This is a genomic window from Microbacterium hatanonis (assembly GCF_008017415.1).
GTDB classification, from domain to species: domain Bacteria; phylum Actinomycetota; class Actinomycetes; order Actinomycetales; family Microbacteriaceae; genus Microbacterium; species Microbacterium hatanonis.
Genome location: NZ_VRSV01000002.1, coordinates 934,340 through 956,180, shown reverse-complemented (window position 1 = coordinate 956,180; position 21,841 = coordinate 934,340). Strand labels below are relative to the sequence as shown.

The window sequence follows — 21,841 nt, the reverse complement described above, 5'->3', positions numbered from 1 at the left end:
AGAATGGATCCATTCTAAGCAGTTTCGGATACAGAAAGAGAAGAGGATCAGGATGGCGACGCCAGAGCAGAGGGTTCGGGAGCTGGGCCTCGAGATCCCCGACTACGCCGATCCGCCTTACGGACGCCGCTACGGCCGCATGAAACCGTTCCACCGCATCGGCGACCTCCTCGAGCTGAGCGGACTCACGCCAGAGAACCGTGTCGGCGACCGGCTGAACCCCGGAGTCGTGGGCGTCGACGTGACGATCGAAGAGGGCTACGCCGCCGCCCGGCTGACCGCGGTGCACACCCTCGGCATCATCCGTTACGCGCTCGGCTCGCTCGACAACGTCAAGAGCCTCTCGCGCGGACTCTGCTTCGTCGTGTGCCCTCCCGGGTTCGAAGACCTCCACCTGGTCTCCAACGGAGCGACCGATCTGTTCCTCGAGGTCTTCGGGGAGGAGGCGGGGAGCATCGGGCGCGCATCGATCGGCGCGACCGCGCTGTCGCGCAACAACTGCTTCGAGCTGTGGCTGAGCCTGGAGTGCCACCCGGAGCCCACCCCGTGACCGAAGCGGCGGAAGCCGCGCCGCGTGACATGGTCCGCACCCTGCCGTTCTGGCTGATCTTCGTCGCCTCGACCCTGGGCGGCATCACCAACTCGGCGAGCACGCCGATCATTCCGGTCTACGTGGAGGACACGCTCGGCGGCGACAGCTCGCTCGCGGGCGCGATCGTCGCCCTCGCCGCGCTCGCCTCGGTCATCGCGATGCCCATCGCGGGCGCCCTGGCCGACCGGCGCGGCTACCGCCTGATCACGGTGGTCGGGGGCGGGATCGCGGTGGTCGGGATGCTGCTGCTCGCCGTCCTTCCGACGCTCGCGGGCGCCGGCATCAGTCGCGTGCTGTTCGGACTCGGGAACGCCGCCGCGATGACCGTCATCATGGCGTGGCTCATCGCCCTCACCCCCGCGAACCAGCGCGGCCGGGCGTTGAGCTACTTCGGGCTCAGCGTCTGGTTGGGGGTCGCCCTGGGGCCGCAGCTCGGCACCGCCGTCGAACAGCTCGGCGGGGCACCGGTCGTCTTCCTCGTCTGCGCCGGGCTCGAGCTCGCCACGGTCGCCACGATCATCGCACTCCCCCGCCCCCGCGCCGCCGCCGTCGGCACCGCGACGGGCCCCATCACCCTGCCGCGCGGCGCGGTCGCCGGGGTCTGGCACGCCTTCCGGGCGGTGTGGGCGCCCGGCGTCGCCGCCGCGGCGGCATGGTGCGGCGAGGGCATCATGATCGCGTTCCTCATCGTGCACCTGGCGGGGGCGGGCGTTCCCGCGGGCGGCTTCATGGGCGGTGCGTCGGTCTACACCGTCTTCGCGGTGAGCGTCATCGGCGCGCGGCTGGCCCTGGCCTCGCTCCCCGACCGCATCGGGCCGCTGCGTGCCACCGCGATCGCCCTCTCCAGCCTCGCCGTCGGGCTGACGATCATCGCGTTCGCGCAGGACTTCTGGCTGGCGAGCCTCGGCGCCGCGTTCATCGGCATCGGCTTCGCGCCGCTCTACCCGTCGCTCACGATGCTCGCCACGCGAGGGCTCACCTCGCGCAACCGCGCGCTCGGACTCGGGCTCTTCTCCAGCTTCACGAGCATCGGCTACGGCGGCGGCGCACTGCTGGGCGGGTTCGTCATCTCGATCGCCTCGTCCACGCTCGCTTTCCTCATCGTCGCAGGCCTGCAGTTCGTCGCCCTCGCCGTGCTGACCGCGTTCACCCGCGACGAGTCGCCCCGGTCGCGCGACCGCCTCGCGGAGCCGCGCGACCCCGCCGCCTGACCCCGCCGTCCGTCACGGAGCGCGAGCGCACGCTTTCGGCCCGAGCGCACGACCTGAGCGCGTCCCGAAGGCGTGCGCTCGGGCGCACGCCGTGCGCTCGAGCGGGCCGTCTCAGCGAAGCGACGTGATGCAGTGCTGCAGGAGGCGGGTGAGGGCGGCACGATCGGTGGCGGGGAGACCGTCGATCATGCGGTTCTCGACCTGCTTCACCGCGGCGCTGGCCTGGGCGAGCTGCGCGCGGCCCGCATCGGTCAACCGCGTGGGCAGCACCCGACCGGACGCGGGCTGGTCGGCGCGCGTGACGAGCCCGTCGCGCTGGAGCGTCTGGAGCAGCACGTTCATCGACTGCCGCGTGACGAACGTCGCCCGCGCGAGGTCGGAGTTCGACGCCCCGGGTCGCTGAGCGAGCACCTCGAGGCACGAGTAGTGCGTGACCGTCATGCCCAACGGCCGCAGCACGTCCTCCATGGCGGAGCGCAGGGCGGTCGCCGCCACCTTCAGCAGATAGCCGGGAGAGGTCGCGAGGTCGATCGTCGGTGCCGCTTGACTCATGTCAGTATTCTGACATACGCTCCTGTATGTCAGAAGACTGACACAGAGAGGACATCATCATGACCGTTTCCGGCCCCGGCTTCATCTCCCTGCAGGTGCGCGACGTACCCCGCTCGGCCGCGTTCTATGAGCGCTACCTCGGCTTCACGCGACAGGCCGGCCCGCCGACCGCGGTCGTGTTCGACACCGAGCCGGCCGCTTTCGCCGTGCGCCCGCCGCTCCCGGGCGTCGACCTCGATGCGGGTCCGCTCGGGAGCGGTGTCGGCGTGTGGATGCACGCCGCAGAGGCGAAGGCCGTCCACGACGCCCTGGTGGCCGACGGCGTCACCATCGCGGTCGAGCCCGTCGACGGCCCGTTCGGGTGGACCTTCACGTTCGCCGACCCCGACGGATACCTCATCACCCTCCACGACCGCGCCTGACGACGGTCGTGCCGTCTACCAGAGGCGGCGGCGCTTGGCGGGCAGGAGCGCGGCGAAGGTCGTCGGCACGATCTCATCGCCGTCCGTGACCCAGACCCGCGCGTCGGGCCAGTAGTCCGAGAGCATCTCGGCGCAGACACCGCACGGCTCGATCACGTGCTCCGTGCCCGACGGGCGCCGCAGCACGCTGACGGCGGCCACGACCGCCGAGCCGCGGGCGATCGCGTTGCCGGCCGCCACACCCTCGGCGCAGACCGCGCTGCGGCGCGCCGAGCCGTCGACGTGCACACCGGTCACGATCGACCCGTCGCCCACTCGCAGCGCGGCCACGACCTCGTGCCGCCCCTCACGGTAGACCGCGCCCAGGAGCTCGGCGGCGACCGTCAACAGCTCGGCGTCGCCCTCGCCCATGCCGGCGGGACGGCGAAGTGGTGGCCGATCGCTCACGCGACGTCCAGGCGCAGCAGCCGCGCGTAGTTGCCGCCCTCGACGAGCGCGCGGTCGGCAGCATCCGGGATCGCCTTCGCGATCTTCATGCGCTCGAGGTCGAAATCCGACCCCGGCCACTCGGAGCCCATCAGGATCTTCTCGGCGCCGACGCGGGCATAGGCGCGCTTGACGTCGGCCATGAGGGTCGCGGACGTCTCGAGATACACGTTCTCGCGGCGCTCGGCGACGATGATCGCCTCGGGCACGTTCCACACGGCACCCATGTGGGCGATGATCGTCGGCACGTCGGGGTGGTCCTTCACGATCTCCTCGATCGAGAACGGCGCGCAGAAAGCATCGTCGAGCGCGTTGATGATCACGGCCATCCCGTGACGCGCGCACTCGCGGAAGACGGGATCGAGCAGTCCGTGGTCGGCGACGTGGTAGCCGTGCATGCTCGGGTGCAGCTTCAGACCCCGGATGCCGGCCTCCGCCATGCGGCGGATCTCGTCGAGCGCGTCGTCGTCCTGCGGGCGCACCTGCCCGAATCCGATGAGACGGTCGGGGTAGCTGTCCTGCAGTCCGATGATGAAGTCGTTCTCGATGCGCTGGGCGAGCGAGCACACCATGGCCATGTCGACTCCGGCGGCATCCATGCGGGTGAGGATGCGATTCGGATCGAACGGCGTGTACGCCGGCGGCTCCTCCCCGGGCCGAGCCCCGGTCAGGTAGTCGGAGCGACCGCGAACGTCCTGTGTCGTGTTGTAGGCATCGATGATCATCCGGGGCTCCTTCGAGATGCGTCAGTTAGGATCCATTCTAAGTCATATCGGATACATTCAACGATCGGGAGCCCGCGCATGATCGAGACCGTCCTGGGGCGCGTGCCCGCGGAGTCGCTCGGGCGGGTCTCGACGAACGAGCACGTCCTCACCGATTCGCGGCACCTCCTGCGCCCCACCCGTGAAGGCGGGAGCCTCGACGGACCGATCCGGCCCGAGATCCTCGGCGACCTCCGCTGGAGCTACATGTCGCTGGCCGACAACCTCACCCTCGACGACCCGACAACGGCTGTCGAAGAGCTGACGGCTGCCCGCGCCGCCGGTCTCGACACGATCGTGGAGGCGACGTCGTGGGGAATGGGGCCGCGCCACGCGGAGCTCCCCGGCATCGCGCGCCGGAGCGGCATCCGCATCGTGGCGGCCTACGGCGGATACATCGACAAGACGCTGCCCGAGTGGTGGCGCGATCAGAGCGAGGCGGAGGTCGAGGCCGCCTACACGACCGCCCTCACCGAGGCGATCCCGGGAACCGGGTTCCGCGCCGGACTCCTGGGTCTGCTCGGAACCAGCGCCGAGATCACGGCGGCCGAGAGACGCGGACTCCGGGCCGCTGCGCGCGCGGCCTCCGCGGTGGATGCTGCGGTCAGCATCCGCCTGGACGGCGCCGCGCGCCGGGCGCCCGAGGTCGTCGACATCCTCACCGGACAGGGACTCCCGGCCCACCGCATCCTCTTCTGCAACATGGACAAGGTGCTCGACGCGGCCTATGTCGGCGACGTCGCCGACGCGGGAGCGGTCGTGGAGTTCGCCTTCGGCAGCGAGCACCACTTCGCCGACGGTGCGAGGGACGCCACCGACACCGAGCGACTCGCCTTCCTGGTGCAGCTCCTCGCCGAGCACCCCGACGCGATCGTCACCCTGTCGAGCTCGGTGTGGACGAAGGGCCAGCTCTCGCGCCACGGCGGGATGGGCTACGCGCACGTGCTCCGCCGCATCGCGCCCGCGCTCCGCCGGGCGGGCGTCTCGGACGCGCGCGTCGACGACATGCTCGTGCACGCACCGGCACGGCTGCTCGACCGCGCGTAGCCCGGAGCCTCAGGCGGGAACGGGGATGGCGGCCGTGGCGACCGCCTCGATCACGTGCACGCGGTCGGAGTTACGGCACGCCAGGCGCACGCGCTCCCCCACGCCGAGCGCCGAGACGTCCGACGACGGCGACAGCGAAGCGACCACCTTGCGGCCGTAGTCGGTGGCGATCTCGAGGCGGTACCGCGACCCCTGGAAGCTCACCAGCCGCACCACACCCTCGATCGACCAGGCCGGCGTGGACTCGTAGGCGGCGACGATGCTCATATCCTCCGGGCGCAGCACCGCCGTGCCGTCGACCAGGAGGCCCGTGGCGTCGTCGACGAGCGCGTCGTCGACGGTCGGCAGCAGGTTGGCCTCGCCGAGGAAGCTGGCCACGTAGGCGTTGACCGGTCGGCGGTAGAGCTCCTCGGGGCTCGAGACCTGCACGAGCTGCCCCTCGTGCATGATCGCCACGCGGTCAGACATCGTCAGCGCCTCGGTCTGGTCGTGCGTGACCGACACGGTGGTGATACCCACCTTCCGCTGGATGCGCGTGATCTCGACCTGCATGTGCTCGCGCAGCTGCTTGTCGAGGGCGGCCATGGGCTCGTCGAGCAGCAGGATGCCCGGGTTGGCCGCCAGGGCGCGGGCGAGCGCGACGCGCTGCCGCTGACCGCCCGAGAGCGACGACGGCTCTCGGTCGGCCATGCCCGGCAGCTGCACGAGGGCGAGCATCTCTTCGGCGGCAGCGCGGCGCTCCTTCGCCGGCCGTCGCGCGGCCAGGAGCGGGAAGGCGACGTTCTCACCGATCGTGAGGTGCGGGAACAGAGCGTACGACTGGAACACCACACCGACGTTGCGCTTCTGCGGCGAGCGCTTCTCGACGTTGGTGCCGTCGAAGGCGACGTGGCCGCTGTCGACCGACTGCAGTCCGGCGATGACGTTCAACAGCGTCGACTTGCCGCTGCCGCTGGCCCCGAGGAGCGTGACGAACTCGCCGGGCGCGACGTCGAGCGAGACGCCCTTGAGCACGTGGTTGGCGCCGAGGGTGACGTGGACGTCGGAGATGGAGAGGGCGACGGTCATTCGGGGACTCCTTCCGCGACGGCGGGGACCGCGGGGGTCCGGCGCCGGCTGGGGCGGTTGCGCCGCGAGAGACGCGACGTGATGAGGGGGACGAAGGCGAGCAGCACGATCGCGAGCACCGAGACGAGAGTGGATGCTGCGGTGAGCTCCGGCGAGAACGCCTCGGAGGCGGCGCTCAGCATCTTCAGTGGAAGCGTCTGGACGCCGGGCGGCAGCAGGAAGACCGCGAGCACGACCTCGTCGAACACGACGATGAAGGCGAACAGCGCGCCCGACAGCACGTACGGCAGGAGGGCGGGCAGCTCGATCTTCCACAGGATGAGCGGCCACCGGGCGCCGAGCGTCCACGCGGCCGGCCGAAGGGCGGGGTCGATGCGCGCGATGCCGCCCGACACGATGACGAACACGTACGGCATCGCGATGAGCGCGTGCCCGACGACGAGGGTGACGAGGGTGCCGCGCAGGAATCCGAAGTCCATGTTAACGCCGTAGAGCCCGACCGCGTACGCGATGGGGGGCAGGGCGATCGGCACGATGAACAGCGTCCGCACCCAGCGCTGCGCCTGGCGCGACCGCACGCGGGTGAGCCCGATCGCCCCGGCGACGCCGAGCACCGTGGCGATCACGGTGGCGATCAGGCTCTCCCAGATCGACAGCCAGAACGACCCCATCCAGCGACGGTCGCCGAGCACCTCCGCGTACCACTGGAGAGAGAAGCCCTCGGGCGGGAAGAGGATGAAGCTTCCCGAGGTCCACGACGTGGAGACGAGGATGAGGAAGGGGACGATCAACAGCAGGCTCGCCAGCAGGGCGATGACGATGATGGGGAGGCGGAAGGCTCCGAGGCTGCGTCCGACGGTCGTGCTCATGAGATCAGCCCCACTTCTCGCTGACCTTGAACAGCCGGTCGGCCACGAGGTAGATCAGCATGGTTCCCCCGACCAGGAGGATGCTCATCGCAGCCCCCAGGTCGGGCCGGTTGGCGGTGTTGAGCTGCTGGTTGATGACGCCGGACACGGTCATGTTCGAGGGCCCGCCCAGCAGGAGGGGCGTGACGTAGAAGCCGAGCGACATGACGAAGACGAGCACGCCGCCGCTGATGACCGAGGGGAGCATCTGCGGCCACGTGACGATGCGGAAGGTCAGCAGAGGACCCGCGCCGAAGACGGATGCGGCGTTGAGCTGCTCGCGGTCGATCGACTGCAGCGCGCTCATGACCGGGAGCACCGCGAACGGCAGCATGACCGCGACCATCGCGGGGTACATGCCGAAGGTCGTCTGGTAGATCTCGAGGGGCTCGTCGGCCAGACCGAACAGGCCGAGGAACCAGTAGATGCCGCCCTTGGGCAGCTCCAGCAGCATCCATCCGAACGAGCGGACCATGACCGAGGTCCACAGCGACAGCATGAGCGCCGCGAGGAGTGCGAGGCGCAGCCAGGTCGGCGACGCGGCGATGGCGAGTCCGTATGCGGCGCCGAGCACCATCGTGAGGACCATCGTGACGACCGCCATCAGCAGCGTGCGCCAGAGCGAACCCACGAATGCGGGAACGGCGAACATGCCCGCGTAGGCGCCACCGCCGCCCTCGAGCGACTGCATGACCAGCGTGAACATCGGCAGACCGAGCGCCACCACGAAGAAGATGAGCGGCGGCCACATCAGCCAGCGGAACTCGGCTCGCGAGACGCCCAGCGCGGTGCGCCTCGGAGTCGGCGCGGGCCGGGCATCGAGGACGGCGGGAGAAGTGCTCACTGCGTCATGCTCCAGGATCGAGGTTGCACGGGTGTTTCGGATGCCTCGGTATCAGGCGTGGATCCAATCTAACCCTTAGTGGATCCGAACGCATTGCTCTGCTGTTTCCATCGCGTTACGGGAACGTGGGAAAGGCCCCCGATCCGAAGATCGAGGGCCCTTCCGCGCGCAGGTCGGGGGTCAGCCCGCGAGCCACGCCGTGTACGAATCGATCAGCAGGTCCTTGTTGTCGGCCCGCCACTGCTCGTCCCACTGCAGCAGTCCGTCGGCGTGCTCCGGGGAGTTGACGACATTGGCGGCCACCTCGTCGGAGATGACGTCGAAGACCGCCGAGTTGACGGGTCCGTAGCCGGTGCGCTCCGTGAAGACGGCCTGGTTCTCCGGGTCGTTGATCCACGTGGCGAGCGCCTTCACCGCGTCGGGGTTCTTCGACTTCTCGGGGATGACGAAGCCGTTGAGCGCCTGGAAGGCCTGGTTCCACTGCACGGTCACGTCCAGACCCGAGTTCTGCAGGGCCTTGAACTGACCGGTGACCGAGACCGCGATCGACGCGCTGCCGCTGGAGAGCAGCTGCTGCACCTCGGGGTAGGACTGGTAGAACACCAGGTCATCGCGGATGGTGTTCAGCTTCGCCGTCGCGCGGTCGAGGTCGAGCGGGTACAGGTCCTCCGGCGCGACGCCGTCGGCGAGGAGGGCGATCTCGTACGAGCCGTCGAAGAAGCCCGGGGAGCCGGGCCACGCGCGCTTGCCGGGGTACTTCTCGGTATCGAAGAAGTCGACCCAGTCCTGCGGGCCGCCGTCGGCGAAGGTGTCGGTGAGCCACCCCTGGCCGATGCCGATGTAGAAGCCGCCGACCACGTAGGGCGAGAGGGTGTCGTCGATCAGATCGCCGCGCGCCTCGTCGGGGATCTCCTGGATGTGGTCGGGGTAGGCGAGGATGTCGGCGGTGCTGACCTGGAAGACGTCGTAGTCGCCGTCCTCGCCCTCCAGCATCGGGTAGTAGATGGCGTCCTCGATCGAGGACGACACGACGTCCACGCCGGTGTCGTCGCCGAATCCGTCGAAGTACGCGACCTGACGGCTCTCGTTGGTGGGGCCGCCGAAGTCGGCCCAGACGATCTGGCCGCTGATGGCGGCGTCGTCGGAGCCGGAGCTCGCGCCGCCGGCCGAGGCGGTGCCGGCGCAGCCGGTCGCGACGGCGGCGACGGCGCCGATGGCGAGGGCGACGGTCGCGCCCCGGCGGAATCGGTTCAGGGAAGACATGTGATGGGGTTCCTCTCGAAGACGTGCGGTGCGGGTGTGGTGCGGGAAGGTTCCGACGGGTACGGGCACCCGCCGGGAACGGAAGAATCGGTCAGCCGGCGAGCCAGGCCGTGTAGGAGTTCAGGAGCTGCTCGTAATGGTCGGCGCGCCACTGATCGTCGAATGCCAAGACCTTGTCGGCGTGATCCGGCGAGTTGACCAGGTCGGCGGCCACCTCGTCGGACAGGTGGTCGAAGACCTCCGAATTGACCGGTCCGTACCCGGTCCGCTCGGCGAAGACCGCCTGGTTCACGGGGTCGTTGATCCACTCGGCCAGGGCGTCGACCTCCGCCGGGTTGCGCACATCCCGGGGGACCACGAGTCCGGAGGCGACCGAGAAGGCTTGGTTCCACTGGATCGTGACGTCGTAGCCGGCGTTGCGCAGCGCCGTGAACTGCCCGCTCACGGTGGAGGCGATCGAGACGCTGCCGCTGGTGAGGAGCTGCTGCACCTCGGGGTAGTTCTGGTAGAAGACGAGATCGCCGCGGAGTTCGTCGAGCTTGGCCTCGGCCCGCTCGAGGTCCAGCGGATAGAGTTCCTCGGGCGCCACGCCGTCGGCGAGGAGCGCGATCTCGTACGAGGCGTCGAACGAGCCCGGTGATCCCGGCCAGGCGCGCTTGCCCGGGAACGCCGCGACGTCGAAGAAGTCGGCCCAGTCCTGTGGGCCGCCGTCGGGGAACGTCTCGGTCAGCCATCCCTGCGCCTGGGCGAAGACGAACCCGCCGACGAAGTACGGCCGGACCGATTCCGGCAGCAGGTCGCCCTGCGCCGACTCCGGGAGCTCGTGCAGGTTCGCCACGTTGGGCAGCACTTCGGCGACACTTGCCTGGAAGACGTCGTAGTCACCGGGGTCGCCGGTCAGCATCGACATGTAGATCGCGTCTTCGATCGTCGTCGAGACGACCTCGACACCGGTCTCCTCGGCGAATCCGTCGAAGTACGCCACCTGACGCGTCTCGTTCGTCGGGCCGCCGTAGTCGGCCCACACGATGTCGCCGCTCAGCGCGGGCGCGCCGCTCGCGCTCGAGACCGGACCGGCCTCGCCGGCGCACCCCGCGACGAGGAGGGCGACGCCGAGGAGGGCGACGGCCGAGACCGCAATGCGGCGAGGACGGGTGAACGGAGCCAAGGGTGCGTTCCTCTCGGGAGTTGGTACGCGGTCCTAATGGATCCAATATTGCATCACATGGATCCCCATCGTGTGTCTCGACTGTTTCGTGTGTGTAACAGAGTCAGAGCACGGCGGCAGGCGTCGCGCCCAGCATCCCGGCCTCGATGCCGAACACCTCGCTCCAGGCCACGGTGGAGGAGCCGTCGTCGAGGAGCACCGGACCGACCGCGCCGAGGAACGGATGCTGGGGCACCCGGCGATCGCGCAGCCCTCTGCATCCCCACAGGAGCGGGCCCGGAGCCGCGACGAGCCGCGCACCCACCACGACGGAACGCACCGGCGAGGCGGCACCCGATGACGTTCGGACGGAGACCTCGAGCCGATCGCCGACCCGCCCGGGGATGCGGACGGCGATCTCCGCCCACTCCCCCGCCGCGAGCGGGTCGCCCGCGGAGAGGCTCACCGGCCCCGCTGTCGTGCCCATCCCGGCCGTCGCGCGACCGTCGTCGCCGATCCCGATCCACCACCCCGCCGCGTCGAGCGCGTGCGCGAGCGCACCCTGCGGCCCCCGGCCGACGGGGTGGTCGGGGCGGATCCCGACGGTGACGCGCAGTCCCGCCTCAGCGAACGCGGGAGGACGATCGACGCGCACGTAGGGCACGCCGGCCTCGAGGCTCGACACCGGTCAGGCCCGGATCGCCGTGGGCTCGGCCCCGACGAGGCCGAGCTCGGCCTCGATCGCGGCCCCGATGGCGAGAAGCCGCGCGTCGCGCCGCGACGCCCCGACGAGCTGCATCCCCACGGGAAGACCCCCGTCCGTGAAGCCCGCGGGAGTCGCCAGCACGGGGTGTCCGGTCACGGTGAGGCGGCACGCCGCGCGCTGCCACAGGAAGTAGCGGTCGAAGGCGACACCGTCCACCTCCGCCACCCACTCGACCTCGGCCGGCGGGGCGGCGACCGGGGTCGCGGGGTAGACGATGGCGTCCACCTGCTGCAGCACGGTCGCGGTACGGCGGAACAGCTCGGTACGGTGCGCGAGAGCGTCCATCAGCTCCGCCGCCGACAGGTCGAACCCCTCCTGGACGTTGCGCAGGTAGTCGTCGCGGAAGCCGGTGCGCCCTTCGGCGAAGCGGGGCCGCGCGTCGCCGGCGAATCCGAACATCTCGATCGCCTGCCACGCCTCGTCGGCCCCGTCGAGGTCGGGCTCGACGTCGACGATGACGACCCCCGCACTCTCCAGCCGGCGCCGCGCGTCGGCGAGCACGCGACGCACCTCGCGGTCGATGGGCAGTCCCCCGACGTCGGGCGACCAGCCGAGCCTCAGCCCCGAGAGGTCGATCTCGACCAGATCGGCGAGGGCGCGCGGTTCGTCGACCCACGAGATGGGCCAGCGACGATCGTGCCCGGCGATGCCGGCGAGCATCAGCGCCGCGTCGCGCGAGTCTCGCGCCATCGGACCCGCGACCCCATGGGGGTCCCACCCGTTGCCGGTGCGCCCGCTCGGCACCATTCCCGGCGTCGGCCGAAGACCCACCGTGTTGCAGAACGACGAGGGGTAGCGGATGCTGCCGCCGCTGTCCGATCCGTCGGCGATGGGCAGCATCCCCGCCGCCACCGCCGCAGCGGCTCCCCCGCTCGATCCGCCCGCATGCCGGGCGAGATCCCACGGGTTGCGGCAGACGCCGCGCACGGGATTGAAGGTCAGGGTTCCGAGCCCGATCTCGGGCGTGTTCGTCTTGCCGATGATGAGCGCCCCGGCGCGGCGGAGATGCTCGGCGAGCACGCTGTCGCGGGTCGCGGGCGGCTCGGACGCGTAGGCGGCGGAGCCCTGCGAGGTCGGAAGGCCGGCGACGTCCATGAGGTCTTTGACGCCGGTCGGGAGGCCGTGCAGAACACCCAGCTCTTCGCCGCTCGCGACCGCGCGGTCTGCCCGTTCGGCCATCGCGAGCGACTCCGATTCGGGCAGGAGCGACACGAAGGCCGCGATCCGCCCCTCGAACTCCTCGATGCGGGCGAGGTGGGCGCGCATGACCTCGACGGCGGAGACCTCGCGCTCGGCGACGGCGGAGGCCAGGTCGCGAGCGGACCAGGCGTGAAGGGCGGTGTCGGTCATCGAGGCTCCTGGATGTGAACGGTGCGGCCGCCGACATCGGTTCGTCGGACGGGGATATGGAGGAGGTCGTCGATCGGCACGGCGAGCGGGTCGTCGGCCCACAGCGCCCAGTCGGCGAGATACCCCGGGCGGATCATGCCGCGGTGGTGCTCGGCGAGGGCGGCGACGGCCGCACCGGTCGTGTACGCGGCGAGCGCCTCGGCGACGGTGATCGCTTCGCTCGCGGCGAGCGGTTCGTCTTCGCCGGCGACGCGACGCGTGACGGCCTGCCACATGAGGAAGCGGGGGTCGAAGGCGAAGAACGGCCCGTCCGAGCCGAAGGCCACGGTCGCGCCGGCGTCGAGCCAGCTGCGCACCGGGTTGGCGCGCTCGGCGCGCGCACCCAGCGAACGACGGAGTCCGGCGCCGTTGTGCCAGATGATGGACGGCTGGAGGGACGCGATCGTTCCCGACCGCGCCCCCGACGCGATGCTCTCGGCGCTCGGCTCGAGGTAGGCGTGGATGAATTGGAATCGCCGCTCCCGCACGGCCTCCCCCGCCTCCTCGTAGGCCGCGGCGACGATCGCGACGGCCGCCGAGCCGACGGCGTGGGTGCCCACTCCCCAGCCGTGCTCGGCGCACCAGGAGACGAGCCGGCCGAAGTCGCCGGTCGAGAGGCGCTGCTCGCCGCGGTATCCCGCCGCATCCCAGGGTTCTTCGAGCAGCGCTTGGCCTTTCAGCGCCTCGCCGTCGAGGTAGACCTTGATCGGCCCGATGCGCAGGCGCTCGTCACCGAATCCGGTCGAGACGCCCGTGCCGTCGAGGTGCGCGATGGCGGCGTCGACGTCGGGGATCGCCGCGGAACCGATCTCGAGGTAGGGCATGGCGACCGTGCGCATCGTGAGCGCGCCGCGACGATGCGCCTCCTGGTACCCGCGCATCTCGTCGATGGTGACGGCGGGGTCCACGATTCCGGTGAAGCCCAGCGCGTGGAAGAGGGGCTGGACCCGCTCGAGCGCGCGCACGCGGTCCTCGAAGGGCGGAGCGACCGGGCCGTCGTCGTCGAAGCTGTCGCGCATCGCCTCGATGTAGCGGTCGACGCCGTCGGTGTCGGACAGGTAGTCGAGCGCCTTCAACCCGGCGCGCTCCATGTGCAGGTGGGCGTCGATGAGCCCAGGGAGCACCACGCCGTCGAGGCGTTGCTCCTGAGTGCCGTCGGGCACGGCGGCGCGCACCTCGGCGGCCGTGCCGACGGCCACGATCCGATCTCCCTGCACGGCGAACGCCTCGGCACGGGGCCGATCGGGGTCCATCGTGACGATCGGAGCGAGGTAGACGATGGTCTGGATCACGGGGTTCCTTACTCGGGCGGCTCGTCGAGCAGCGATCGGCGGTCAGGTGCGCAGGAGTCCGCGCGGGATGCGGGAGAGCGGCGCCAGGCCGTCCTCGGTGGCGAGCACCGTGTCGATCGCAGCGGCCTCGAACCCGGCGTCCCGATCGAACAGCACGGTCTCGAAGTTCGAGACGTAGCCGGGCGCGAGGTCAGCGCGGTGGGGTCCATCATCGGCCAGATAGGTGTGGCCGACCCAGCTGGGCGGGAAGGCGAGACCGAATCCGTATCCGCCGACCCACCAGATGTTCCGGCTCGGAACCCTCTCGCGCAGCTCCCGCTCGGCCGCCGCCATGGCGCCCGCGGGGCTCTCGCCGTTCCGAGCCTCCCGGCACAGGGTGGCCAGGCTCGCCGCGCCCGCTTGGAGGTACTCCTCGGCCCTGTCGTTCCAGCCGTCCACGACGAACGCGCGGCTGAGGTTCGCGTGATAGCGATCGACGACACCGGAGGCGTCGACCGAGACGATGTCGCCCCGCTCGATCACGCGTCGCGACGGGAAGGCGTGCACGTCCGCCCACGCCGTCGGGCCGGATGAGACCAGCGCGTGCTGCGCGGGGACCTCCGACCCGCGTTCGGCCAGGAGCGAGGTGATGAGAGCCGACACTTCGAGCTCGGTCATGCCCGGGCGGAGTCTCTCGCGCAGTTCCTCGAAGGCACCGTCGGCCATCTCGGCGGCGCGGACGATCTTCGCCTGCTCTGCGGGGGACTTGTACACCCGCAGATCGTCGACGAGGTAGTCGCCCTCGACGAGCTCGGCGCCGATCGCGCGGAGCCCCTCGGCCAGATCGCGCACGATCCCGGCGACCGGATTGGGGGCGTGCCACTCGATCGCGACGACCCCCTCGTGCCAGCCCCGGCGTCGCACCGCCTGCACGACCTCGCTCGCGGCGGTGCCGTAGTCGATGAGCTCGATCGCGTCGTGGATCGCGGTCAGCGGGATGTAGTCGACGTGCCGCGACCAGTCGACGATCACGAGCTCGGGCTCGGCCGCCCGGATGAGTGCGCCGATCGGCAGCCGCGGCGCGTACCAGCTCGCGACGTACCCGGTGAGGTAGCAGAGATTCGCAGGCGAGGTGACGAAGAGGGTGTCGATTCCTCGCGCCGTCATCTCCGCACGGAGCACGCCGTGACGGGCCTCGTACTCGTCGAGGGGGAACGGCAGCCCCTGGGGGACGACTCGGGTCATACCGCACCTCCGGTCGGGCGGATTCCGATCGCAATGCGCCGTTACCCACGGGAAACGGATTGGATCCTAACATTACCTTGTTGGATCCATAAAAAGGGAGAGTGTCATGGGGATACGAAGAAGACGCAGGATGCTGGTCGCCGGTGCGCTGGCCGTCGTCGCGCTGGCGACGACGGCGTGCGCGAGCGGGGAGACCGCTCCGACGAGCTCGGACGACCCGGCCGCGGTATCCGGCCAGATCGTCTGGGCCGACTACGGGGGCCCGACGAACGAGGCCTTCCAAGAGGTCTTCTTCGCGCCCTTCACGGAGGAGACCGGTGTCGAGGTGGTCGCGACGACCCTCGCCGCGAGCGTGCAGTACCAGATGCTCGAAGGAGAGGAGGGCGACTACGACACGATGATGACGGGCATGGCGGAGGTCGTGCTCTACTCCGACAACCTCGTCGCGCTCCCCGAGAGCGTCCCCCGATCCGACCAGCTCTCGGCGGATGTCGCCGAGTACACGATCGCGACGCCCATCATCGGGTACGCCCAGGGCTATCTCGCATCGACCTTCCCCGACGGGGGCCCGCAGACCTGGGCGGACTTCTGGGACACGGAGACCTACCCCGGCAAGCGCGCGGTGCCGGGAGAGTACTCCGACTTCATGTTCGAAGCCGCCCTCCTCGCCGACGGCGTCGCCCCCGACGACCTCTACCCGCTGGACCTCGACCGCGCGACCGCGAAGCTCGACGAGTTGAAGCCCGACATGGTGTTCTACACCGAGTACCCGCAGGTGCAGCAGCTGCTGAGCGCCGGCGGCGCGTCCATCGCGTTCTCCCCGAACGGGCAGTTCGCAGCCCTCAAGAACGCGGGACTCGACGTGACCGTGTCGTGGGACCAGGCGCTCGTCGAGGCCAACCCCTTCGTCGTCCCCTCCAGCGCGAAGAACCCGTCCGCCACCTTCGCGCTCGCGGAGTTCCTCGCCGATCCGGAGCTCCAGGCCGAGTTCTCGCGCCGCACGAACTACGGGCCCTCGAGCTCGGCGGCGTTCGAGTACCTCTCCGACGACGAGATCGCGGCGCTGCCCAACGCCCCGGAGCACACGGAGATCATCTGGGCCGACGCCGACAACCGCGCCGAACTGTACGACGAGATGAACGACCGCTACACCGAGTGGCTCACGAGCTGATGACGTGACCGGCGAGGGGCGGCCGACTCGACGTCGTGTAGGGACGGCCGCCTCTCAGACGGCGGGCCGGCGCGCCATCACATCTCCGACGGCGCTCTCCCAGGTCAGGGCGAACTCGAGCAGGAGACGGTCGCCGCGGTACGGCCCGACGAACTGCACACCGATCGGGAGGCCGCCGCGCGAGAAGGTCATCGGCATCGACACCGCGGGCATCGCCGTCGCCGTGATGCGGCTGCACGAGCGCTGCCAGGTGTAGTAGCGCTCCATCGCCACGCCCTCGATCTCGGTCGGGTACTCCCATTCGATCGGGAACGGCAGCACCTGCGTCGTCGGACCGAGCAGCATGTCGTATTCGGCGAGAAGCGACTGGAAGCGCCGGAACAGACGCGTTCGAGCGCCCGCCGCACGGTTGAGCAGACGCGCGTCGATGCCATCGGCCCAGGAGACGTCGTCGCGAACGGTCTGCTTGACGAGGTCGGGGTGGAGCGCCGCATCCTCTCCGTGTGCGTCGAGGAACTCCAGCGAGCGGAACGTCTCGAAGACGAGGTCGGCCTCCGTCAGGTCGATGTCGACCTCGACGACCTCGGCACCGAGGTCGCTCGCGAGACGCGCGGCCGCGGCGGTCGCCTCGCGCACCTCGGGATCGAGCGGGAGACCGCCGAGGTCGGGAGAGTAGGCGATCCGCGCGCCTCGGAACGACCGGGGCGCGAGCGAGAGGAAGAGATCGGGGTCTTCGTCGATCGACAGGGGCGCGCGACGCTCGGGACCGGAGATCACCGAGAGGAACAGAGCGGTGTCGGCCACATCGCGCGTGAGGGCGCCGAGCACCGATCCGGGGTCCCACGCATTGCCCGGCCGCGCGGAGGCGACGCGTCCCGCAGTCGGTCGGAGCCCCACGAGGTTTCCGAACGAGGCGGGATTGCGGATGCTGCCCCCGAGATCGGATCCGTCGGCGAAGGGCAGCATCCCCGTCGTGACCGCCGCGGCGGCTCCCCCGCTGCTGCCCCCGGCGCTCCGGGTGATGTCGTAGGGATTGCGCGTCGGGCCGAACACCTCGTTGAAGGTGTGCGACCCCGCCCCGAACTCGGGGGTGTTCGTCTTGCCGACGAACACGACGCCGGCCTCGCGCAGCCGGGAGGCGATGACGCTGTCGTCGGCGGCGACCCGGCCCGCGTAGATCCGCGACCCATGGCTGGTGGGCAGCCCCGCCACGTCCATGAGGTCTTTCACCGCTATCGGCAGACCGTGCATCGGCCCGCGGATCACGCCCCGAGCGAGTTCGCGATCGCGTTCGCGCGCGGTCTCGAGGGCGACCTCGGGCTGAAAGGCGACGATCGCGTTGATCGCGGGGTTCAGCTCGTCGATCCGGGCGAGGTGAGCGGCCACGACCTCCTCCGACGAGAGCCGCCGGGTGCGGATCGCCTCGGCGAGCGCGCGTGCGCTGAGGGCGGTGATCTGGTCGGTCATGCGGTGGCCTCCTCGAGCAGCAGGGCCGCGACCTTCTCCCCCATCACGACCGATGGCATCGCGGTCGTCGCGCGGGGGATGCGCGGCATGATCGACGCATCGGCGACGCGGAGTCCCTCGATGCCGTGGACGCGGGCGCGCTCGTCGACGACGGCGCCCGGATCCCCGGCGACCCCCATCCGGCACGTGCCCACGGGGTGCCAGTAGTTGTCGGGGTGCCGGTAGAGGTGGGCGGCGAGCGCGTCGCGGGCGAACGTCTCGGGACCGGGATGGATCTCGGCGCCGACCAGCGGCGACAGGGCGGCGGTCGCGGCGAGCTCTCGCAGCATGACCGCTCCTTCGATCAGCATGGCCACGTCGGCGCCCTCCGCGTCCGAGAGGAACCGGTGGTCGATCCACGGCTTCGCCTCCGGGTCGGCGCTGCGCAGGCGCACGAACCCTCGTGACCGCGGCAGCAGCGCCGAGGTGCCGATGCTCCAGCGCTTGTCGTCACCGCGGTGCGTCGGACTGTAGGGGAGGAAGTGCAGGTCGAACGCCTCGGTCTCGAGGCTGGACGCAGCCTTCCCCATCGCCTGCTCGTCGGGGGTCCAGCCGGCCGCGCGTGCGGCGTCCATCTCGGCCGCCATCCGGTCGGACCCGGCGAAGCTCATCAGGAGGAACGGCTGGTCGTGCAGATTCTCGCCGACACCCGGCAGATGGTGGACGAGCGGGATGCCCAGCGGCGCGAGCTGCGCGAAGGGGCCGATGCCCGATCGCAGGAGGATGGTCGGGGAGTTGTAGGCGCCGCCGGCGAGCACGACGGTGCCCGCCCGAACGGTCGCGATCTCGCCGTGGTGGTGCACCACGACACCGGTCGCCACCCCGCGCTCGACCACGACGCGGTCCACGAGCGCATCGCCGACGATCCGCAGGTGCGGCAGCCCGCGCACCGGGTCGAGGTACGCGAAGGAGGCGTTGATGCGCACGCCGTCCTGGATGTTCATCGCTTCGGGGGCGAACCCGGCCGCCTCATCGAGGTCGTTCAGGCTCGTCAGTCGCGGCATGCCCACCGCGGGCGCGGCGTCGTACCAGGCATGCTGCCAGGGCGTCAGCTCGTCCGCCGTGAACTGGCGCACCCGCATCCGCTCCATGCCGCCGGCGAACAGCGGCGCGAGGTCGTCGGCGGCCCAGCCGGTGAGGCCCGCCTCGGCCCACGCGTCGTAATCGCGCCGGTGACCCCACGTCTGCGTGCACCCGTTCACGTCGGAGCTTCCTCCGATCGCCCGCGCGCGCTCGAACCCGACCGTCCACGGGTAGGTGTCGCCCGAGTCGTAGCCCCAGTCGTGCGAGCGGCCGAGCCGCGTCGCGTCGACGAAGTCCGCGGGCCAGGACGCCTCGCCCTGGGGACCGAAGTCGGGGCCGGCCTCGAGCACGAGCACGTCGTGCCCGGCTTCGGCCAGACGCGCGGCGACCGCGCTCCCCGCCGTGCCGCCTCCGACGACGACGTACTCCGCGGCCTCGGGCAGGAGCCCGGCCCGGCGTGGATCGGTCATCGCATCGGCACCGGGTCGGCGCCGGACGCTGCAGCCTCGGTCTCGGTCTCGAAGAACGCGAGCACGTCGGCGGTGTCGACGAGGGCGTCGCGCTGCAGGTACGAGATGGCCTCGAGCGATGCCGTGTGCGCGCGTTCGCTCGAGCCGCCGACGGCGTCCTGGATCACCCGCACGCGGTAGTCGTGCTGGTGCGCGTCGACGAAGGTGTAGTGGATGCAGACGTCGGTGAGCCCCCCGATGAGGATCAGGGTCTCGGCCTTGTACGCCTTCAGCACGATCTCCAGCTCCGTCCCGAAGAACGCCGAGTAGCGGCGCTTGCGCACCACGAACTCCTCGGGGCGCGGCTCGAGCCAGGAGGCCAGCTCCGTGCCGTCGTCTCCCTCGATGCAGTGCGGCCCCTCGACGCCGTCGAGCTCGCGACCGATGTCGATGAGGGAGGGCTTGTGCACCTCCTGGATGAAGACGACCGGAACGCCGGCGGCGCGGGCGGCGTCGACGAGGGCGCGCTGGCGAGGCCCTCTCTCGGCTCGGCCGCCCATGATCGGGATACCGCCCTCGCCGGGCGCGGATTGACCCGAACCGCCCTGGATGTCGACGACGACGAGCACGGGCTGCCCGACGATGTGCGCGTTCTGCGGCGCAGAGGATGCGAGGGGGGTGGTCATGGCCGCTCCAGGAGTCGTCTCGGGGTGTGGATGAGGATCTGATCGACGGTCGCCGGATCGCCGGCGATCTCGGCGATCGCGGGTCCGATGCGCCGGAAGAGGTGATCGTAGCCGTTGCCGCCGTTGCGGCGGAGGTTGGCCTGGGCCCAGACGTCCTGCGCGATGACGAGCTGCGACCCATAGCCCTCCGACAGCAGCCACTCGACCATGTCGAGCCGCTCCGCATCGGTGGGGTTGCGGAGTTTCGCGCTGCCGTAGTGGAAGTCCGACCCGAAGGTGTCGTACGCCAGCACGGCGCCGGCCTGTGCGATCTCGCGGTGGTACCCGGGATCCCAGAACTCGTCGAGGTGTCCGATGATCACGCGGTCGGGGCTCATCCCCTCCGCGAGGATCGCGTCGAGCACGCTCGTGCCGCCCTTTCCGCGGAACGACTGGTGGGTGTACACGGCGGCACCCGTCTCGGCTCCCGCCCGGGCGGCGGCGCGTACGACGCGCCACTCGGCGTCGGTGACGGGCCAGCTGGTGCCGATCTCGCCGAGCAGGGCGGGGCGGATGCCGGTGTCGCCGATGCCGTCGGTGAGCTCGCCGATGAGGCGCTGGGTCAACACGTCGATCGAGGCGGTCTTGACGTCCTCGGCCATCGTGTCCTCGACGTAGAAGCCCGCGCCGACCATGACGTGCACCCCCGAGCGTCGTGAGATCTCGGGCAGCTCCGCGAGGCGGCGTCCCATGCCGTCGAGGGTCAGTTCGAGCACGCCCGACCCGCCCGCGCTGCGCACGTGCGCGAGTTCCTGCGCGGCCACGTCGGCGTCGTGGAGAACGATGTTCTCCGGCACCGACAGGAAGTTCCACCGGAGGTAGGCCATGAGCTCCGGCCCCATCGGCACTCCCTCGGGAGGAAGCTCCTTCGGAGGCTTCGCCCAGATGCGCAGGTCGCTGAGCAGGTGCTCGTGCATCGAGGTGGGTCCGAGGTCGGCGGCGGCGATCGGCCCGAGAACGGTATGGATGGGCATGGGTCTACTCCCCGAAGACGGCGCGACGCGGGTTGTCGCGGTGGATGGCGTCGAGCGTCTCGGCGGCGATCCCCGCCTCGATCGCGAGGGCTCGGAACTCCTCGAAGAGGAAGGTGTACCCGGGGCCGCCCGCCGCGCGCAGGTGCGAGCGCTGGCAGACGTCGTGGGAGAGCAGGATGCTGCCGGCGTAGCCCGCGTCGATGAGCTGCCGCAGATACGACAGCCGCCGGTCGATCTGGGGGCGGACGAGCACGCCCCCGACCCGGCAGGTCATCAGGCAGTCGAACTGCACGAACGCCCCGCGCCGCGCGATCTCGAGCGAATAGTCGACGCTCTTGACCGTGTCGGCGTGGCCGATCGCGACCCGGGAGGGGTCGACGCCCTCCTCGCGGAGGATGTCGAGTTGCGCGAGACCGGTCGGAAAGGTCGGCGCGTGGGTGGAGATCAGCATGCCCGTCTCGCGGCCCGCTCTCCCGGCTGCTCGGAACGACCGCTCCTCGGTCGCGGAGATGTGGGAGAGGTCGGACGCGATCTCTCCGATGACCCCCGCCCGCACGCCCGTGCCGGGGATCTCGTCGAGAAGATCGGCGATGAGGTAGTCGGCGATCAGGTTCGTCGGTGTGCGGTCGAACCAGAGCCGGTCGAGGTAGGTCTCGTAGTAGTGCCCCGTGCCGAGGATCACCTGCACCCCGGTGCGCTCGGACACCTCCTTCGTCGCGAGCACGTTCGCGACCGATCTCGAGCCGGTGGTCGGGTTCTGCTGCATCGCTCGCAGGTCGTTGCTCCACCCGACGGGCGCCGCGTAGTCGCTGAGCTCGCCGTTGGTCAGATCGATGACGGTGGCGCCGCCGGCCGCCGCGAAGAGCGCGAGCTCGGCATCCGCCTCGGCGGCCACGTTGAGGTACCCGTCCTGCGGCGTCGTGCGCGTCATGTTGATGTAGACGTGCTCGTGCGGGAGCGTGATCCCGAGGTCGGCGGGACCGATGGGTCCCGTGACCGTGTGCACCGTGTCGACCAC

22 protein-coding genes are annotated in these 21,841 nt (G+C 70.5%); 5 read left to right on the top strand and 17 right to left on the bottom strand.

Features of this window, described 5'->3' with window-relative positions; translation table 11 throughout:
* Nucleotides 1-52 precede the first annotated feature (52 nt).
* The gene (locus FVP77_RS14550; protein ID WP_147895277.1) at nucleotides 53-550 is read left to right on the top strand and encodes a RidA family protein; all 498 of its coding nucleotides are present in this window, start codon (nucleotides 53-55) and stop codon (nucleotides 548-550) included.
* The gene (locus tag FVP77_RS14545) at nucleotides 547-1,803 is read left to right on the top strand and encodes an MFS transporter (protein WP_147895276.1); all 1,257 of its coding nucleotides are present in this window, start codon (nucleotides 547-549) and stop codon (nucleotides 1,801-1,803) included. The genes FVP77_RS14550 and FVP77_RS14545 overlap by 4 nt, the downstream gene beginning before the upstream one ends.
* 111 nt (nucleotides 1,804-1,914) lie before the next feature.
* Here the strand turns inward: FVP77_RS14545 and FVP77_RS14540 are convergent, their stop codons facing one another.
* Nucleotides 1,915-2,355, bottom strand: a complete 441-nt coding sequence (locus tag FVP77_RS14540) for a MarR family winged helix-turn-helix transcriptional regulator (protein WP_147895275.1) — start codon at nucleotides 2,353-2,355, stop codon at nucleotides 1,915-1,917.
* A gap of 59 nt (nucleotides 2,356-2,414) precedes the next feature.
* On the opposite strand from FVP77_RS14540, the gene FVP77_RS14535 reads away from it, so the two are divergent.
* A complete protein-coding gene (locus FVP77_RS14535) occupies nucleotides 2,415-2,777 on the top strand; it encodes a VOC family protein (RefSeq protein WP_147895274.1) in 363 nt (120 codons plus the stop codon).
* A gap of 15 nt (nucleotides 2,778-2,792) precedes the next feature.
* Here FVP77_RS14535 and FVP77_RS14530 read toward each other — a convergent pair whose 3' ends face one another.
* Complete coding sequence (locus tag FVP77_RS14530; protein ID WP_222707742.1) at nucleotides 2,793-3,224, bottom strand: cytidine/deoxycytidylate deaminase family protein; 432 nt, start codon at nucleotides 3,222-3,224, stop codon at nucleotides 2,793-2,795.
* Nucleotides 3,221-3,988 carry an amidohydrolase family protein gene (locus tag FVP77_RS14525; protein ID WP_147895273.1) on the bottom strand — a complete coding sequence of 256 codons (768 nt, stop codon included), beginning with the start codon at nucleotides 3,986-3,988 and terminating at the stop codon, nucleotides 3,221-3,223. The genes FVP77_RS14530 and FVP77_RS14525 overlap by 4 nt, the downstream gene beginning before the upstream one ends.
* Nucleotides 3,989-4,066: 78 nt before the next feature.
* Between FVP77_RS14525 and FVP77_RS14520 the strand changes: the two genes are divergently transcribed.
* Nucleotides 4,067-5,074 (top strand): phosphotriesterase family protein, encoded by a 1,008-nt coding sequence (locus FVP77_RS14520; protein WP_147895272.1) that lies wholly within the window; start codon nucleotides 4,067-4,069, stop codon nucleotides 5,072-5,074.
* 9 nt (nucleotides 5,075-5,083) lie between these two features.
* Here the strand turns inward: FVP77_RS14520 and FVP77_RS14515 are convergent, their stop codons facing one another.
* From FVP77_RS14515 to FVP77_RS14475, 9 genes are all read right to left on the bottom strand, one after another.
* The gene (locus FVP77_RS14515; RefSeq protein ID WP_147895271.1) at nucleotides 5,084-6,142 is read right to left on the bottom strand and encodes an ABC transporter ATP-binding protein; all 1,059 of its coding nucleotides are present in this window, start codon (nucleotides 6,140-6,142) and stop codon (nucleotides 5,084-5,086) included.
* Nucleotides 6,139-7,011, bottom strand: coding sequence for an ABC transporter permease (locus tag FVP77_RS14510; RefSeq protein WP_147895270.1), 873 nt, complete (start codon nucleotides 7,009-7,011; stop codon nucleotides 6,139-6,141). Before FVP77_RS14510 ends, FVP77_RS14515 begins: the two co-directional genes overlap by 4 nt.
* A 4-nt stretch (nucleotides 7,012-7,015) precedes the next feature.
* Nucleotides 7,016-7,894 (bottom strand): ABC transporter permease, encoded by an 879-nt coding sequence (locus FVP77_RS14505; protein ID WP_147895269.1) that lies wholly within the window; start codon nucleotides 7,892-7,894, stop codon nucleotides 7,016-7,018.
* 180 nt (nucleotides 7,895-8,074) lie between these two features.
* Nucleotides 8,075-9,157 carry an extracellular solute-binding protein gene (locus tag FVP77_RS14500; RefSeq protein ID WP_147895268.1) on the bottom strand — a complete coding sequence of 361 codons (1,083 nt, stop codon included), beginning with the start codon at nucleotides 9,155-9,157 and terminating at the stop codon, nucleotides 8,075-8,077.
* Between the two features lie 91 nt (nucleotides 9,158-9,248).
* Nucleotides 9,249-10,325, bottom strand: coding sequence for an ABC transporter substrate-binding protein (locus tag FVP77_RS14495; protein ID WP_147895267.1), 1,077 nt, complete (start codon nucleotides 10,323-10,325; stop codon nucleotides 9,249-9,251).
* Nucleotides 10,326-10,428: 103 nt separating this feature from the next.
* Nucleotides 10,429-10,989 (bottom strand): hypothetical protein, encoded by a 561-nt coding sequence (locus tag FVP77_RS14490; protein ID WP_147895266.1) that lies wholly within the window; start codon nucleotides 10,987-10,989, stop codon nucleotides 10,429-10,431.
* Between the two features lie 3 nt (nucleotides 10,990-10,992).
* Nucleotides 10,993-12,420, bottom strand: a complete 1,428-nt coding sequence (locus FVP77_RS14485; RefSeq protein ID WP_147895265.1) for an amidase — start codon at nucleotides 12,418-12,420, stop codon at nucleotides 10,993-10,995.
* On the bottom strand, nucleotides 12,417-13,751 hold the full coding sequence (locus FVP77_RS14480; RefSeq protein ID WP_147895264.1) for an amidohydrolase: 1,335 nt from the start codon (nucleotides 13,749-13,751) through the stop codon (nucleotides 12,417-12,419). Before FVP77_RS14480 ends, FVP77_RS14485 begins: the two co-directional genes overlap by 4 nt.
* Nucleotides 13,752-13,793: 42 nt before the next feature.
* On the bottom strand, nucleotides 13,794-14,975 hold the full coding sequence (locus FVP77_RS14475) for a M24 family metallopeptidase (protein WP_147895263.1): 1,182 nt from the start codon (nucleotides 14,973-14,975) through the stop codon (nucleotides 13,794-13,796).
* A 130-nt stretch (nucleotides 14,976-15,105) separates the two neighbouring features.
* On the opposite strand from FVP77_RS14475, the gene FVP77_RS14470 reads away from it, so the two are divergent.
* Nucleotides 15,106-16,146, top strand: coding sequence for an extracellular solute-binding protein (locus FVP77_RS14470; RefSeq protein ID WP_187266957.1), 1,041 nt, complete (start codon nucleotides 15,106-15,108; stop codon nucleotides 16,144-16,146).
* A gap of 54 nt (nucleotides 16,147-16,200) precedes the next feature.
* Here FVP77_RS14470 and FVP77_RS14465 read toward each other — a convergent pair whose 3' ends face one another.
* From FVP77_RS14465 to FVP77_RS14445, 5 genes are read right to left on the bottom strand one after another with little or no spacing between them, the layout of a single operon-like run.
* Entirely contained in the window at nucleotides 16,201-17,613 is a 1,413-nt protein-coding gene (locus FVP77_RS14465; protein ID WP_147895261.1) for an amidase, read from the bottom strand.
* Complete coding sequence (locus FVP77_RS14460) at nucleotides 17,610-19,145, bottom strand: GMC family oxidoreductase (RefSeq protein WP_147895260.1); 1,536 nt, start codon at nucleotides 19,143-19,145, stop codon at nucleotides 17,610-17,612. The genes FVP77_RS14465 and FVP77_RS14460 overlap by 4 nt, the downstream gene beginning before the upstream one ends.
* Nucleotides 19,142-19,810 (bottom strand): cysteine hydrolase family protein, encoded by a 669-nt coding sequence (locus FVP77_RS14455; protein ID WP_147895259.1) that lies wholly within the window; start codon nucleotides 19,808-19,810, stop codon nucleotides 19,142-19,144. The genes FVP77_RS14460 and FVP77_RS14455 overlap by 4 nt, the downstream gene beginning before the upstream one ends.
* Nucleotides 19,807-20,823 (bottom strand): phosphotriesterase family protein, encoded by a 1,017-nt coding sequence (locus tag FVP77_RS14450; protein WP_147895258.1) that lies wholly within the window; start codon nucleotides 20,821-20,823, stop codon nucleotides 19,807-19,809. Before FVP77_RS14450 ends, FVP77_RS14455 begins: the two co-directional genes overlap by 4 nt.
* Before the next feature lie 4 nt (nucleotides 20,824-20,827).
* Nucleotides 20,828-21,841, bottom strand: a complete 1,014-nt coding sequence (locus tag FVP77_RS14445; protein WP_187266956.1) for a phosphotriesterase family protein — start codon at nucleotides 21,839-21,841, stop codon at nucleotides 20,828-20,830.

What these genes read in the sequence shown, in the direction of transcription:
- FVP77_RS14550 (WP_147895277.1), top strand. Translation starts at nt 53, where the DNA reads ATGGCGACGCCAGAGCAGAGGGTTCGGGAGCTGGGCCTCGAGATCCCC.
- FVP77_RS14540 (WP_147895275.1), bottom strand. Translation starts at nt 2,355, where the DNA reads ATGAGTCAAGCGGCACCGACGATCGACCTCGCGACCTCTCCCGGCTAT.
- FVP77_RS14535 (WP_147895274.1), top strand. Translation starts at nt 2,415, where the DNA reads ATGACCGTTTCCGGCCCCGGCTTCATCTCCCTGCAGGTGCGCGACGTA.
- FVP77_RS14525 (WP_147895273.1), bottom strand. Translation starts at nt 3,988, where the DNA reads ATGATCATCGATGCCTACAACACGACACAGGACGTTCGCGGTCGCTCC.
- FVP77_RS14520 (WP_147895272.1), top strand. Translation starts at nt 4,067, where the DNA reads ATGATCGAGACCGTCCTGGGGCGCGTGCCCGCGGAGTCGCTCGGGCGG.
- FVP77_RS14515 (WP_147895271.1), bottom strand. Translation starts at nt 6,142, where the DNA reads ATGACCGTCGCCCTCTCCATCTCCGACGTCCACGTCACCCTCGGCGCC.
- FVP77_RS14510 (WP_147895270.1), bottom strand. Translation starts at nt 7,011, where the DNA reads ATGAGCACGACCGTCGGACGCAGCCTCGGAGCCTTCCGCCTCCCCATC.
- FVP77_RS14500 (WP_147895268.1), bottom strand. Translation starts at nt 9,157, where the DNA reads ATGTCTTCCCTGAACCGATTCCGCCGGGGCGCGACCGTCGCCCTCGCC.
- FVP77_RS14485 (WP_147895265.1), bottom strand. Translation starts at nt 12,420, where the DNA reads ATGACCGACACCGCCCTTCACGCCTGGTCCGCTCGCGACCTGGCCTCC.
- FVP77_RS14475 (WP_147895263.1), bottom strand. Translation starts at nt 14,975, where the DNA reads ATGACCCGAGTCGTCCCCCAGGGGCTGCCGTTCCCCCTCGACGAGTAC.
- FVP77_RS14470 (WP_187266957.1), top strand. Translation starts at nt 15,106, where the DNA reads ATGCTGGTCGCCGGTGCGCTGGCCGTCGTCGCGCTGGCGACGACGGCG.
- FVP77_RS14465 (WP_147895261.1), bottom strand. Translation starts at nt 17,613, where the DNA reads ATGACCGACCAGATCACCGCCCTCAGCGCACGCGCGCTCGCCGAGGCG.
- FVP77_RS14460 (WP_147895260.1), bottom strand. Translation starts at nt 19,145, where the DNA reads ATGACCGATCCACGCCGGGCCGGGCTCCTGCCCGAGGCCGCGGAGTAC.
- FVP77_RS14455 (WP_147895259.1), bottom strand. Translation starts at nt 19,810, where the DNA reads ATGACCACCCCCCTCGCATCCTCTGCGCCGCAGAACGCGCACATCGTC.
- FVP77_RS14450 (WP_147895258.1), bottom strand. Translation starts at nt 20,823, where the DNA reads ATGCCCATCCATACCGTTCTCGGGCCGATCGCCGCCGCCGACCTCGGA.